General features: G+C 60.4%; 16 protein-coding genes. 7 read left to right on the top strand and 9 right to left on the bottom strand.

The window, feature by feature from the left end; all coding sequences use genetic code 11:
- Positions 1 to 72: 72 nt before the first annotated feature.
- From UB23_RS22135 to UB23_RS22110, 6 genes are all read right to left on the bottom strand, one after another.
- Positions 73 to 411, bottom strand: coding sequence for a HopJ type III effector protein (locus tag UB23_RS22135; RefSeq protein WP_045061423.1), 339 nt, complete (start codon positions 409 to 411; stop codon positions 73 to 75).
- On the bottom strand, positions 404 to 700 hold the full coding sequence (locus tag UB23_RS22130; protein WP_045061422.1) for a DUF1244 domain-containing protein: 297 nt from the start codon (positions 698 to 700) through the stop codon (positions 404 to 406). The genes UB23_RS22135 and UB23_RS22130 overlap by 8 nt, the downstream gene beginning before the upstream one ends.
- 96 nt (positions 701 to 796) lie before the next feature.
- Positions 797 to 1,168 carry a dihydroneopterin triphosphate 2'-epimerase gene (gene folX / locus UB23_RS22125; protein WP_045061421.1) on the bottom strand — a complete coding sequence of 124 codons (372 nt, stop codon included), beginning with the start codon at positions 1,166 to 1,168 and terminating at the stop codon, positions 797 to 799.
- Between the two features lie 2 nt (positions 1,169 to 1,170).
- Complete coding sequence (folE, locus tag UB23_RS22120) at positions 1,171 to 1,746, bottom strand: GTP cyclohydrolase I FolE (RefSeq protein ID WP_045061420.1); 576 nt, start codon at positions 1,744 to 1,746, stop codon at positions 1,171 to 1,173.
- Positions 1,747 to 1,767: 21 nt separating this feature from the next.
- Positions 1,768 to 2,478: a dihydromonapterin reductase gene (folM, locus tag UB23_RS22115; protein WP_045061419.1), complete on the bottom strand. Its 711-nt coding sequence runs from the start codon at positions 2,476 to 2,478 to the stop codon at positions 1,768 to 1,770.
- A gap of 225 nt (positions 2,479 to 2,703) precedes the next feature.
- Positions 2,704 to 3,273, bottom strand: coding sequence for an antibiotic biosynthesis monooxygenase (locus tag UB23_RS22110; protein WP_045061418.1), 570 nt, complete (start codon positions 3,271 to 3,273; stop codon positions 2,704 to 2,706).
- Positions 3,274 to 3,484: 211 nt separating this feature from the next.
- Here UB23_RS22110 and UB23_RS22105 point away from each other — a divergent pair, with 211 nt between their 5' ends.
- Positions 3,485 to 4,444: a MerR family transcriptional regulator gene (locus UB23_RS22105; protein WP_152644312.1), complete on the top strand. Its 960-nt coding sequence runs from the start codon at positions 3,485 to 3,487 to the stop codon at positions 4,442 to 4,444.
- Between the two features lies 1 nt (position 4,445).
- Here the strand turns inward: UB23_RS22105 and UB23_RS22100 are convergent, their stop codons facing one another.
- Both UB23_RS22100 and UB23_RS22095 read right to left on the bottom strand, forming a co-directional pair.
- Positions 4,446 to 5,051, bottom strand: coding sequence for a hypothetical protein (locus UB23_RS22100; RefSeq protein ID WP_045061416.1), 606 nt, complete (start codon positions 5,049 to 5,051; stop codon positions 4,446 to 4,448).
- Positions 5,052 to 5,123: 72 nt separating this feature from the next.
- Entirely contained in the window at positions 5,124 to 5,582 is a 459-nt protein-coding gene (locus UB23_RS22095) for a PAS domain-containing protein (protein WP_045061415.1), read from the bottom strand.
- A gap of 102 nt (positions 5,583 to 5,684) precedes the next feature.
- Between UB23_RS22095 and UB23_RS22090 the strand changes: the two genes are divergently transcribed.
- The 4 genes from UB23_RS22090 to UB23_RS22075 all read left to right on the top strand — a co-directional run bounded on the left by UB23_RS22090 (position 5,685) and on the right by UB23_RS22075 (position 9,014).
- Complete coding sequence (locus UB23_RS22090) at positions 5,685 to 6,140, top strand: flavodoxin (protein WP_045061414.1); 456 nt, start codon at positions 5,685 to 5,687, stop codon at positions 6,138 to 6,140.
- Between the two features lie 102 nt (positions 6,141 to 6,242).
- Positions 6,243 to 7,025, top strand: coding sequence for a class II aldolase/adducin family protein (locus UB23_RS22085; protein ID WP_045061413.1), 783 nt, complete (start codon positions 6,243 to 6,245; stop codon positions 7,023 to 7,025).
- On the top strand, positions 7,025 to 7,927 hold the full coding sequence (locus UB23_RS22080; RefSeq protein ID WP_045061412.1) for an alpha/beta fold hydrolase: 903 nt from the start codon (positions 7,025 to 7,027) through the stop codon (positions 7,925 to 7,927). Before UB23_RS22085 ends, UB23_RS22080 begins: the two co-directional genes overlap by 1 nt.
- Before the next feature lie 175 nt (positions 7,928 to 8,102).
- Complete coding sequence (locus tag UB23_RS22075; protein ID WP_045061411.1) at positions 8,103 to 9,014, top strand: SDR family oxidoreductase; 912 nt, start codon at positions 8,103 to 8,105, stop codon at positions 9,012 to 9,014.
- Positions 9,015 to 9,561: 547 nt separating this feature from the next.
- On the opposite strand, the gene UB23_RS22070 is transcribed toward UB23_RS22075, so the two are convergent.
- Positions 9,562 to 10,353 carry an IclR family transcriptional regulator gene (locus tag UB23_RS22070; protein WP_045061410.1) on the bottom strand — a complete coding sequence of 264 codons (792 nt, stop codon included), beginning with the start codon at positions 10,351 to 10,353 and terminating at the stop codon, positions 9,562 to 9,564.
- A 164-nt stretch (positions 10,354 to 10,517) separates the two neighbouring features.
- Between UB23_RS22070 and hmgA the strand changes: the two genes are divergently transcribed.
- Together hmgA and fahA are read left to right on the top strand one after the other, a co-directional pair.
- Entirely contained in the window at positions 10,518 to 11,828 is a 1,311-nt protein-coding gene (hmgA, locus tag UB23_RS22065; RefSeq protein ID WP_045061409.1) for a homogentisate 1,2-dioxygenase, read from the top strand.
- A 3-nt stretch (positions 11,829 to 11,831) separates the two neighbouring features.
- Positions 11,832 to 13,136: a fumarylacetoacetase gene (fahA, locus tag UB23_RS22060; RefSeq protein WP_045061408.1), complete on the top strand. Its 1,305-nt coding sequence runs from the start codon at positions 11,832 to 11,834 to the stop codon at positions 13,134 to 13,136.

The following is a 13,136-nucleotide window of genomic DNA, read 5'->3' as shown; positions in this document are numbered from 1 at the left end:
GCTCCTACAGTCTGGAACGCGTTCCAAGGTAGGAGCTGCCGGAGGCTGCGATCTTTTGATTTTGATTTCAGGTCAGCGACGAGTCAGAGGCTGCGCACTGAACTTCACACCCGCCAGCCCGTGGGCAATCAACGCCCGAATATTGCCATGATCGCTGCCCTCGGGCGTCGCCAGCACCGAACGGTAATGTTCACCGAACGCCAGCAGAGCCTCTTCATCGCTCAGGCCTTCCAGCAGCGCCAGGCCCAGGGTCTTGCACGAGCCTTCGTTCTGGCCGGCAGCATTGTCCACGCCGCCGTTGCTGAAGGCCTGGGGTTGGTAGTCGTAGCCCGCTGCGATAAAGGCCAGGGTGTCGGCAAAAACGTGTTCGCCGCTCTGCAGGCTGGCGCGCAGGGTGTTCAAGTCACTCATTGGGTTTTCCTTTGGCGAACGCCGCCTGTTGCTCGGCGCTGGCTTCTTGCTGGTATTGGCCTTTCCACTCGGCGTACGGCATGCCGTACACGACTTCGCGGGCGTCATCGAGGCTGACGTCGATCTGGCGTTCATCGGCGGCGGCTTTGTACCACTTGGACAGGCAGTTACGGCAGAACCCGGAGAGGTTCATCAGGTCGATGTTTTGCACATCCTTGCGGCTATCGAGATGCGCCACCAGCCGGCGGAAAGCGGCGGCTTCGAGTTCGAGGCGTTGTTGATCGGTCATAGGAATCTCTGAGGCAGCTCCAGGCGGCACGCTTCAAGCTGTAAAAAGTGGATGGCGTTGGCTCGCAGTTTACCGCTTCAAGCCTGCAACTTGCAGCTAGCGGCTGGCTGCAAGCGTTATCGATACTGACTCGGCGAAGCGCAGTGCGTGGGGCTTGTCCACTTCGACCTCGGCGTACAGCACCGATTCGTTGAGCATCACCAGATCGAGGATTTCCTGGGTCAGGCGTTCGAGCAGGGCAAAGCGATTACCCTCCACGTGAGCGATGATCGCCTTGGTGATGGTGCGGTAGTTCAGCGCGTGATCGATGTCGTTGTCGCGCACCGCCTCCTGGGCCGCGTACAGGATCGTCAGGTTGATCAGCACGTCCTGCTTGTTGAGGATCTCATCCTCGTTGATTCCGATGAAGGTGCGCAAACACAGGTCCTTGACCCGTATGCGTGCCATTCCTGGCTGAAGTTGTGGCATTGCTACTTGCTCCGTCCAATCAATTGCAGGAACTCCTGGCGGGTATTGCTCGACTCGCGAAAGGCGCCGAGCATCACCGAAGTGTTCATGGTCGAATTCTGTTTCTCGACGCCGCGCATCATCATGCACATGTGCCGTGCTTCGATAACGACTGCGACGCCGGCGGCATCGGTCACAGATTGCACCGCATCGGCGATTTGCCGGGTGAGGTTTTCCTGGATCTGCAGGCGGCGGGCGAACATGTCCACCAGCCGCGCGATCTTCGACAGGCCCAGCACCTTGCCAGTCGGAATATAAGCCACATGGGCCTTGCCGATGAAGGGCAGCAGGTGATGTTCGCACAACGAGTACAGCTCGATGTCGGCAACGATGATCATCTCGTCGGTATCCGAGGAAAACAGCGCGCCGTTGACGATGTCCTCGACACTCTGTTCATAGCCATGGCAGAGGTACTGCATGGCCTTGGCCGCTCGCGTCGGAGTATCGATCAGGCCTTCACGGTCGGGGTTTTCACCAATGCCGATGAGGATCTCGCGATAGCTCTGGGACAGGGCGTTGCGGGGTAGCGTTAGAGTCATGGAACATCCTCGCGGGGCCGTCTACTTGACGTGCCGTCCGCCGTTGACGGTCAGGGTCGTGCCGGTGACATAAGGGTTGTCGAGCAGGTAGCGCAGGCTTTGATAGATCACTTCGCTACCGGGTTCAATCCCCAGCGCGGACTTGGCCAGGGCCTTGGCGCGGTACGCTGCGTCGTCTTCAGGGTTGAACAGTAGCAGGGCCGGCGCAATGCCGTTGACCTTGATGGTCGGCGCGTACCTCGCGGCGAAGGACAGCGTCAGGCTATCGAGCCCGGCCTTGCTCGCACAATAGCCGATGTGGCGGCTGCTGCCCTTGCGCGTCACGTCGTCACTGATGTGCACGATGTCTGCCGGGCTCGAGCGTTCAAGCAGGTCGGCACAATGCAGGTTGATCAGGTAGGGCGCCAGCATGTGTACATTGAACATGCGGGTGAAGGCGAGCGCGTCGGTGTCGGGGGTTTCAGCCAGCCATTCGGAGGCATTATGCACGATGGCCCGCAGGCTGTCGGTGTGGGTTTTCAGCTCGGCGATGAAGGCGAGAATCCCGGCTTCGCTGGAGAAGTCGGCGAACACCGCCGTGGCGCCCAGATCGCGCAGGGCCTGCACACCGGGGCGTTCGGTGCGATAGCTGAAGATGACCGGCTGACCTTCCTCGAGCAATCGCTGTGCACAGTGCAGGCCGACTCGCTGGCCGGCGCCGGTGATGAGGATTGGGGCTGCGCAAGAGGTCATGTCGGGCTCGCTTTGCGGTAAGAGCCAAACTATACCAGCGCCGGGGTGGATCTACCTCCGTCCTGTGAGGCTCCGGGATTGAGGCCTGAGTACTGAGACCTGAGCACTGTGGGAGCAAAGCTTGCTCGCGATGGTCTGCACGTCGCGGCAGCCACACTGTTGCCCCGCGTCATCGTTGGCGACCATCGCGAGCGAGCGCGCGCCTACAGGGGAGTGGTGGTGGCTTCAATGATTCTGCGCAGAAGCCTTCACCGCCACCCGCCGAGCAGAATCACCACTCAGCCATCCCGCCAGTACCTTCGTCGACAGCGGAATGAAGAAATAAACCATCAACGGCGTCAGGCACAGCGTACTGACCAGCACCCGCGGCAAAAGGCTCAGCTCGCCCAGCAACGGCTCCAGCACAAAGTTGAACAACAACGACACCGGAAAGAACGCCAGCCAGATAGCCACCGCCTGTTTCCAGCGCGGCGGACGTACACCTGCGGCGCCGAACCAGCCTTCAATACCGCTGACCCGATGCTCCTTGGGGTGGGCAAACAGGTCGCTGCCACGCGCCAGCCAGGCTGTACGCGAGGCGGAATGCTCCCAGGCGTGCATGGTTTGCTCGTCGGCGAAGCGGAAGATGATCTGGAATTCGTTATCGCCGGGCGGCGGAGCAAGCACGCCGGAGCCAAGATAACCCTTGAAGTCGGTGGCCAGCTGTTCGCCTTCGCGCAGCCAGTCCATCAGGTCCTGATAGCGCCCATCGGCGACTCGACGCGCAACCATCAGCGTGACGGGGGAAGTAGACATTGTGTATCTCCGTAAGACAAATGCGTCTCTCCGGGTAGGAGATTCGCCAGGCGCAGCACCGGGGTAATGGGCTGCGCGTTGAATCAAGCAAGGATTATTCCTGATTCTGGATAATTCACCAGCGCCTTTGGTCATTCATGAATTTCTTGAATGGTCAGGGGGCAGTAGAGCTAAGATGACTGCCTATTCTTGCAAGGACGTGGGCCGCGAAATGCCTGTATTGACTGACATCGCCGCTTCTACGCTGCAAGCGCGTTCGCTGGAGCGCGAAGACCTGTTTCCCATTCGGGAGGTCTGTCGCCTGACCGGAATCAATCCGGTGACCCTCCGTGCCTGGGAGCGCCGTTATGGGCTGCTTCAGCCCACGCGCACCGAAAGCGGGCATCGCCTGTATTCCATGGCCGATATCGAAAAAGTTCGCAGCATCCTCGGCTGGATCGAGCGCGGTGTAGCGGTCAGCAAGGTCGGCAAGATACTGGCCAAGGCCGAACCTCTCCAGGCCCTGGCGAACATCATCCCTGACGAACTGGTGCTCGCCGACTATGCCCAGTGGCAGCAGCAAGTGCAGGCGGCGGTCAGTGGTTTTGATGAAGTGCTGCTGGAACAGATCTACGGCCAGATCTTTTCGAGTTATCCACTGGCGGTGGTCTTTCAGGACATCCTCATGCCGCTGTGGCAACAGTTGCTGCTGCGCCATGAAGGGTTCGGGCAAACCAGCGAATGGCTATTTCTCGACGGTTTCCTGCGCTCCCGGGTGTTGCAGCGCATGCAACTGATGCGCGTCATGCAACCGCGCCGGGTGATTGTCTGCGCCTTGGGCGACCAGGCCCGTGAGCTTGAGGTACTGGTGACGGCGCTGTACCTCAGCCATGTCGACTCGGCCATTCAGTTCCTGTCGATCGGTCAGCCTTTTGACGAACTCACCCTGGTCTGCGAACGGGTCAAGCCGCAGGCACTGGTGCTGGTGTCTAATCACGCGCCAGCCCCCGACTTTCCTCGACGTCTGAATCGACTGGCCCTGAGCCTGGATTGTCAGTTGTTCCTGGCCGGTGATGCGTCTGACCTGGCGCAAGAATGCCTGGCCGAGTCGTCGATCGGTTGCCTGGGCAGTGAAGGTGTGGTGATGCGCCAGCGCCTGAAACAATTTCTGGCGGGCAATCTCGATACTTAAATCAGAGGTGCAGGGAGGGGTGGGTCAGGCGATGTTGCTGAAGGATGAACTGACGCAGCCGCTCGGTTTCGTCCTTGTCGCTCTGACTTAGCTGATAAGCAAAAAAGCCGCTTTCGGTTTCTTTCTCGAATGTTCCGCGCAACGCGATCCGTTCATAGCCGGACGGGCTGAACCACAAGGCGAAGTGTTTCGGCGGTTTGGTCTTGTTGCGCACTTCCAGCAGAACACCTTTGAACGACACCTCATGTACCCACAGGGTACCTGGCTGGCCGTTGGCGTTTTCCAGTGCTACCGGCTCCTCAAGCACCAGGCGCCAGGGCCTCACCATCGGCCCGTCTTCGTAGATGCTGGGCACGCCGAGGCGCAGATGCAGCGCATGGAATTCGTCTTCGACCAGGTGCAATGGAAAAGTCATCTGCTGATTTTCGAAATTGGCCTGGATGGTGACTTGCTCGTGCGCAGCCAGGCGCGTGAGCAGATCACGGATTTGCGAACCACCATTTACCAACAGGCTCGACGTCGCATCCCGCATGTTCAGTTGCGGGTTGTGTTGCATGGTCTGGATGAAATCCAGCTCATCCTGCGTCAGGAGCGCGTCGCGTTGCATGATCTACTCGAAAGAAATAGTTACAAAGTCATCGGTGATTGTAGTTAATGACAATTAATTCGCCTTTTTGTTTTAACCGTTCGTCGCTTTCAGCGCGGCAAGCTCGGCCTGGACTTCAGCCAGTTGGGTCTCAAGTTGGGCAATGCGCTGCCGCGCCTTGACCTGAGCGCTGACGTCCTTCTGCACGCCAACGATGTACGTTATACCGTCGCTTTCGCTTTTTACCGTGGAAAGCGACAGCTCGTTCCAGAAGGGCGTCCCGTCCTTGCGGTAATTGCGCAGCGTTTCCCGGCATGAGCCACCTGTGCTCAAGGTCTCGCGAATGACCGCCAGTGCGTCCTGGTCGCGGTCGCCGGACTGCAGGAAGCGGCAATCCTGGTACAGGACTTCCTCGCTGGAATAGCCTGTCAAGCGTTCAAATGCCGGGTTCACGTAAATCAGGATGGTGTCTTGATCGCCTTCTTTCTCGGCAATCACGATACCGTCGTTGGAGGCGTTGATGACCAGTTGCAGCAGCTGGGCGTTGATCATTGAGAATCCTTTCCTGTCTGATTGACCTTCGCATTCTAAAAGAAACCATTGTGGGCCTGCTGGTAATATCCTCCTTAATTACTCAGCATTAGGATCAGATTGATGAAAGTCGCCATTTTTTCCGGCTCGGTTTACGGTTCTGCCGAAGAAGTCGCTCGTCACGCGGCAGGCATTTTGAAGGAGGCCGGTTTCGACACCTGGCACAACCCTCGGGCAACGCTTGCTGATGTGCAGGCTTTCGCCCCCGAAGCCTTGCTCGCAGTAACCTCGACCACTGGCATGGGCGAGCTGCCAGACAACCTGCAGCCGCTTTATTTCGCCATTCGCGACCAGCTGCCGGCGGCCTGGCGCGGTCTGCCGGGTGCGGTCATCGGCCTGGGCGATGCGAGCTACGGCGATACTTTTTGCGGCGGTGGTGAGCTGATGCGTGAACTGTTCGGCGAGCTGGGCGTTCGTGAAGTACTGCCGATGCTGCGCCTGGACGCCAGCGAGAGCGTGACCCCGGAAACCGATGCCGAGCCCTGGTTGGCAGAACTGGTGGTGGCCTTACGTAACTGACTCGCTCGGCCATCAAGCTGGCTGCCAATGCAACTACGCGAATCCCGGAGGCTGACTAGACTGCTGTCACGTGCAGAACAATAAGAACAGGAGTTCCTTGTCGTGAGCGTAGCCCCCGTCTCGTCACCGCCTAACGTCAAAGATCAGGTCAGCGCCGCCGAATGGCAGGCTCGCGTTGATCTGGCCGCCTGTTATCGGCTGGTCGCCCAGCATGGCTGGGATGACCTGATCTTCACGCACATTTCTGCCAAAGTGCCTGGCACTGAAGATTTTCTGATCAACCCTTTCGGGCTGATGTTTCACGAGATCACTGCGTCGAGCCTGGTCAAGGTGGATCAGGCCGGCAACAAGTTGATGGACAGCCCCTACGAGATCAATCCGGCGGGGTACACCATCCACAGCGCCGTGCATGAAGTGCGTCACGACGTGGTGTGCGTGCTGCACACCCATACGGCGGCCGGTGTCGCGGTGTCGGCGCAGAAGCAGGGCGTTTTGCCGATCAGCCAGCAGTCGCTGTTCGTCTTGTCCAGCCTGGGCTATCACGCTTACGAAGGTGTCGCGCTCAACCATGAGGAGAAAGCGCGACTGCAAGCCGACCTTGGTCAGAACAATTTCCTGATGCTGCACAACCATGGCCTGCTGACCTGTGGCAGCAGCATCGCCGATACCTTCCTGATGATGTTCATCTTCCAGCGCGCCTGCGATATCCAGGTGCTGGCGCAAAACGGTGGGGCCGAGTTGATCGCCATCGAGCCGCAGATTCTGGCTGGGGCCAAGGCGATGATTGCGGGTGTGACCAAAAGTGCTCAAGGGATGGGTGGTGCACTGGCCTGGCCAGCGTTGCTGCGCAAACTCGATCAACTCGACCCGGGTTATAAACTCTGATGGCACTCGCCGAGATTCCGCTGTGCGTCTGGCGCAAACGTGGCCAGACCTTCATTTTCCGTGGCCATCACATCCGTTACTGGACGGCGGGGCAGGGTGAGCCGTTGCTGCTCATCCATGGTTTTCCCACCGCCAGTTGGGACTGGCATTGCCTGTGGCCGCCACTGGCCCAGCGTTACCGGGTGATTGCCTGCGACATGCTCGGCTTCGGTGATTCTGCCAAGCCCACCCAGCATGACTACAGCCTGCTGGAGCAAGCCGACTTGCAGCAAGCGCTGCTCGCGCACTTGCAAGTCGCAGACCCGGTGCATGTGCTTGCCCACGATTACGGTGACAGCGTTGCCCAGGAACTGTTGGCGCGGCACCACGAGACGCGCATCGAGCTGGCCAGCTGCGTATTTCTCAATGGCGGCCTGTTTCCTGAAACCCATCGTGCCTTGCTGGTACAGAAACTGCTGCTCAGCCCGTTGGGCTGGATGATCGGGCGGGCCTTTAACCGGGACGCGCTGGTGAAGAGTTTCCGGCATGTCTTCGGCCCTCACAGTGGCCCGAGCGAGAGCGAGATGGACGACTTCTGGAGTCTGGTGGAAAGCAACCGTGGCCCGCGCATCATGCACAAACTCATTGGCTACATTCCCGAGCGCCGCGCGCAGCGTGATCGCTGGGTCGCCGCCATGCAACGCAACGAAGTGCCCATGCGAGTGATCGATGGCGAGGCCGATCCCATTTCCGGCGGGCACATGGTCGAACGCTATCGCCAGCTGATACCCAACCCCGACACGGTCGTGCTGCCCGGTATTGGTCACTATCCACAAATCGAAGCGCCTGCGCAGGTGCTCAAGCACTACCTGGAGTTCCGCGACAATTGCGTGTTACTGCCGCGCAAGGTCGCCTGTTCGTAAATCTGCGGTAAATATCGCTGTCGGCGTTTCTGCAGGAACTGCCGAAGGCTGCGAGCTTTAACGCATCATCCCCCTGCCTTATCGAGCACTATTCAGCCCCAGCCGTTTTCATTGTGACCCGCAGCCCCGTGCCTGACACTCGGGCTCATGTCCCTTTGGCCTGGAGTTGTCCCCCATGAGTGAGTCTGTGCGCTTCGAAGATAAAGTCGTGATCATTACCGGTGCCGGCGGCGGCCTCGGTCGCGCCCACGCGTTGCTGTTCGCCAGTCAGGGCGCGAAGGTTCTGGTTAACGACCTGGGAGGTTCGGCCCAGGGGGAGGGCGCCAACGCTTCGGCGGCTGATCGAGTGGTCGCGCAAATTCGCGAAGCGGGCGGCATCGCCGAAGCCAACCACGACTCCGTCACTGACGGCGACAAAATCGTCCAGCACGCCATGGACGCCTTCGGCCGGGTCGATGTAGTCGTCAATAACGCCGGGATTTTGCGCGACAAAACCTTCCACAAAATGGAAGACGCCGATTGGGACCTGGTCTACCGCGTCCACGTCGAGGGCGCCTACAAGGTGACCCGCGCGGCCTGGCCGCACATGCGCGAGCAAAACTACGGCCGGGTGATCTTCACGGCGTCGACTTCCGGCATTTACGGCAACTTCGGCCAGTCCAACTACGGCATGGCCAAACTCGGCCTCTACGGCCTGACCCGCACCCTGGCCATTGAAGGTCGCAAGAACAATATTCTGGTCAACGCCATCGCCCCCACCGGCGGCACCCGCATGACCGAAGGCCTGATCCCGCCGCAAGTGTTCGAACAACTCAAGCCGGAGCTGGTCAGCCCGCTGGTGGTGTACCTCGCCAGTGAAAACTGCCAGGAGACTTCAGGGCTGTTCGAGGTAGGGGGTGGCTGGATGGGCAAAGTTCGCTGGGAACGCAGCCTGGGCGTCGGGTTTGATCCGCGGGTGGGGTTCTCGCCGGAAGATGTGGCGGCGAATTGGCAGCAGATTTGCGATTTCGAGGGGGCGGCACATCCCAAGGATAATATCGAGGCGCTGAAGGAGATGATGGGGAATTTGCAGAAGTACTCGTTGTAAACGCAGGTTGTTTCTCTGTGGCCGCACCTGTGGGAGCAAAGCTTTGCTCCCACAAAAACGCCATAAAAAAGGCCGCTGCAAACGCAGCGGCCAAAGTAAGACGTTCGATCAAGGAGCTACAAATCAACGTCTGTGTACACAGTGCAATGAACCGAAAAATCTTCAATTCATCTGAATCCGGTCAACGATGCAGTGGACAACAACACACCGCCATCGATCCGCGCCTCCAGCCTGTTCCCCCGAAAGCCCACCCAGAATAAAGCCTTGTTCCCAAAGGAAAAATAGCGATTATCGACATGCACTGTTGCAGCATCGGCAACAGTGTCTGCGCGGCGCATCCACGCCCCTGATACCGCCCCATACACCCCGCATACCCCGCGCGGAGCCTGGGCGCTCAGGCCACCCATCCTTTTTGGCGGATGACGCCCAGGCGTTCGTGCTGCTGCGCGATGCGCAGCGCTTGATGCAGCAACGGCAGATCGCCGACATCGTTTAACTTGGAGTACGGTTCCAGGTCAGCAGTCAGTCTGGTTGCCTCATCCTGAGGTCACGGGGCAGGGGCGGGCTCAAAGCCCATGCGCCAGCTGACGGCGCGGGTAGCGGCCAGCAATCGCTGCGCTGCGGGGCCGTCTTCATCGGCGTGGAACAACGACGCCGGGCCGACAATGGTCATCACCGCCACCACCTGGCCCACGGCGTTGAACACCGGCGCCGACAATGCATCGACGCCGGGCATCAATAACCCGTGCACGTGATGCAGGCCGCGGTCGCGGATGCGTTCACACAGCGTTACGTAGGCCTGATCGTCCGCCAGCGGGTGGGGCTTGCCTGCCTGTAGCTCCATCTCGCGCAGATCCACGGTTTCGCGCTTGGGCAAGTAGGCACCAAACACCAGGCCGGTGGACGAACTGAGCAGTGGCAGCACCGATCCCAGTTGAGTCACCACCGTGACGGCACGAACCGCGGGCTCAATGTGCACAACCGTCGCACCCTGGTTGCCCCACACCGCCAGGAAACAGGTTTCGTTCAGTTCGTCGCGCAAGTCGGCCAGGGGCAGGGCGCCGACTTTCAGCACGTCCATACTGTTCAGGGCTGCCAGGCCCACGCGAAGGGCTTCACGGCCCAGGCCGTAATGGTTGGTCGCGGAGTTCTGTTCGGCAAAACCACTGGCGATCAACGCCTGCAGGTAGCGATGCACTTTGCTCGCCGGCATCTGCACGTGTTCGGCCAGGCGTGACAGCGAAGTCGAAGGCGACAACTCGGCGAGCGCCTTGAGGATGTCGGTGCCGACCTCGGCCGAGCGGACTTTCTGCTTGTCGTTGCTACGCGGCGTTTCCATGAGGGCGATCTGATCCTGTTACGAATGGGCGTCTTTATAGCTTGACGGTAGAAACCAATCAAATTACGTTATGCGTAATCGAATTACGATAAAAATAACCCGGGCGTGCCGAGATTTCTGCGAAGCAGGACTGGCCACGGCCTGCTCCCTGTTCAGGAGGCTCCATGAACCTCGATTCAACCGCGTCCGCAGCCGGGCCTGCCTACCAGTCCGGATTCGGTAACCAATTCAGCAGCGAAGCCCTGCCTGGCGCCTTGCCGATCGGGCAGAACTCTCCGCAGAAAGCCCCGTACGGGCTGTACACCGAACTGCTGTCTGGCACGGCCTTCACCATGGCCCGCGCCGAGTCGCGGCGCACGTGGATGTATCGCATCCAGCCCTCGGCCAATCATCCCGCATTCGTCAAGCTTGAACGCCAACTGGCGGGCGGCCCGCTGGGCGAGGTGACGCCCAATCGCCTGCGCTGGAACCCGCTGGACATGCCGGATGAGCCGACCGATTTCATCGACGGGCTGGTCAGCATGGTGGCCAACTCGGCGGCGGAAAAACCGTCCGGCATCAGCATCTACAGCTACCGTGCCAACCGTTCCATGGAGCGCGTGTTCTTCAATGCTGATGGTGAGTTGCTGCTGGTCCCCGAGAGGGGTCGCCTGCGCATCGCCACCGAGCTGGGGATGCTGGAGCTGGAGCCACTGGAAATCGCCGTGCTGCCCCGGGGCATGAAGTTTCGCGTCGAACTGCTGGACCCACAGGCCCGTGGCTACATTGCCGAAAACCATGGGGCGCCGCTGCGCCTTCCGGACCTCGGGCCTATTGGCAGCAACGGCCTGGCCAACCCTCGGGACTTCCTGGCGCCGGTCGCGCATTACGAAAACCTCCAGCAGCCGACTACCCTGGTGCAGAAATTCCTCGGCCAGCTGTGGGGCTGCGAGCTCGATCATTCGCCGCTTAACGTGGTCGCCTGGCACGGCAACAACGTGCCGTACAAATATGATCTGCGCCGGTTCAACACCATCGGCACCGTCAGTTTCGATCATCCGGACCCCTCCATCTTTACCGTCCTGACATCGCCCACCAGCACCCACGGCCTGGCCAATCTCGACTTCGTGATCTTCCCGCCACGCTGGATGGTGGCCGAGAACACCTTCCGTCCGCCCTGGTTCCACCGCAACCTGATGAATGAGTTCATGGGGCTGATCAAGGGCGAGTACGACGCCAAGGCCGAAGGTTTCGTGCCGGGCGGTGCGTCCCTGCACAGCTGCATGAGCGCCCATGGGCCCGACGGCGAAACCTGCACCAGGGCAATCAACGCTGAACTGGCGCCGGCGAAAATCGATAACACCATGGCCTTCATGTTCGAAACCTGCCAGGTCCTGCGCCCGAGCCGGTTCGCCCTGGAGTGCCCGCAATTACAGAAAAACTACGACACTTGCTGGGCCACGCTGCCCGCCACTTTCGACCCGACCCGGAGATAACCCATGACTCAGACTTCCACTACTCGCAGCTGGGTTGCTTCGGCCAACGACCATGTCGATTTTCCGCTGCAGAACTTGCCACTGGGCGTGTTCAGCATTGACGGCGGTGCACTGCGCAGTGGCGTGGCCATCGGCGATCACATCTTCGATCTGGAAGCGGCGCTGGATGCCGGTCTGTTCGAAGGCGCTGCCAAAGCGGCGGCCGAAGCCACCTGCGGCGGGCAACTGAATGCTTTTTTCCAGGCCGGTACGCCAGCGCGCAAGGCGTTGCGCGAGCGGCTGCTGCAGTTGCTGGCAGAAGGCAGCACCCTGCACGGCAAAATCGAAGCCCAGGGCGCGAGGCTGCTGCCGCTGGCGGCAAACTGCGTGATGCACCTGCCGGCGAAAATCAGCGATTACACCGACTTCTACGTGGGCATCGAGCATGCGCAAAACGTCGGAAAACTGTTCCGCCCGGACAACCCGCTGCTGCCGAATTACAAGTACGTGCCAATCGGCTACCACGGTCGAGCCTCGACCATTCGCCCCTCCGGTACCGACGTTCGGCGCCCGAAAGGCCAGACCCTGCCTGCCGGGCAGGCCGAGCCGGTGTTCGGTCCGTGCGCACGGCTGGACTACGAGCTGGAGCTGGGCATCTGGATCGGCCAGGGCAACGAGATGGGCGACTCGATCGCCATCGCTGACGCCGCCGATCACATCGCCGGTTTCTGCCTGCTCAACGATTGGTCGGCGCGGGACATCCAGGCGTGGGAGTACCAGCCACTGGGGCCATTCCTGTCGAAAAGTTTCATCACCAGCATCTCGCCCTGGGTGGTGACGGCTGAAGCACTGGAGCCGTTCCGCCGTGCCCAGCCCGCACGTCCCAAAGGCGATCCGCAACCGCTGCCGTATCTGTACGACCCGCGTGACCAGGCCGCCGGGGCTTTCGACATTGAATTGGAAGTCCTGCTGCTCACCGAAGCGATGCGCGAGCAGAATCTGCCGGCCCATCGCCTGACCCTGAGCAACACCCGGCACATGTACTGGACTGTGGCGCAGATGGTGGCGCATCACAGCGTCAACGGCTGCCAGTTGCAGGCGGGCGACCTCTTCGGTTCGGGCACATTGTCCGGCCCGAAGAACGGTCAGTTCGGCAGCCTGCTGGAAATCACCGAAGGCGGGAAACAGCCGATTGAACTGGCGAGTGGTGAGGTGCGTAAATTCCTCGAGGACGGTGACGAGATCATCCTGCGCGCCCGTTGCAGCCGCGACGGGTTTGCCTCCATCGGTTTTGGCGAGTGCCGCGGCAAAGTGCTGCCGGCGCGTTAA

It is taken from the genome of Pseudomonas sp. ES3-33 (assembly GCF_000952175.1).
Classification (GTDB): domain Bacteria; phylum Pseudomonadota; class Gammaproteobacteria; order Pseudomonadales; family Pseudomonadaceae; genus Aquipseudomonas; species Aquipseudomonas gregormendelii.
The sequence above is the reverse complement of the archived record's forward strand: the minus strand, read 5'-3'. Positions and strand labels throughout refer to the sequence as shown.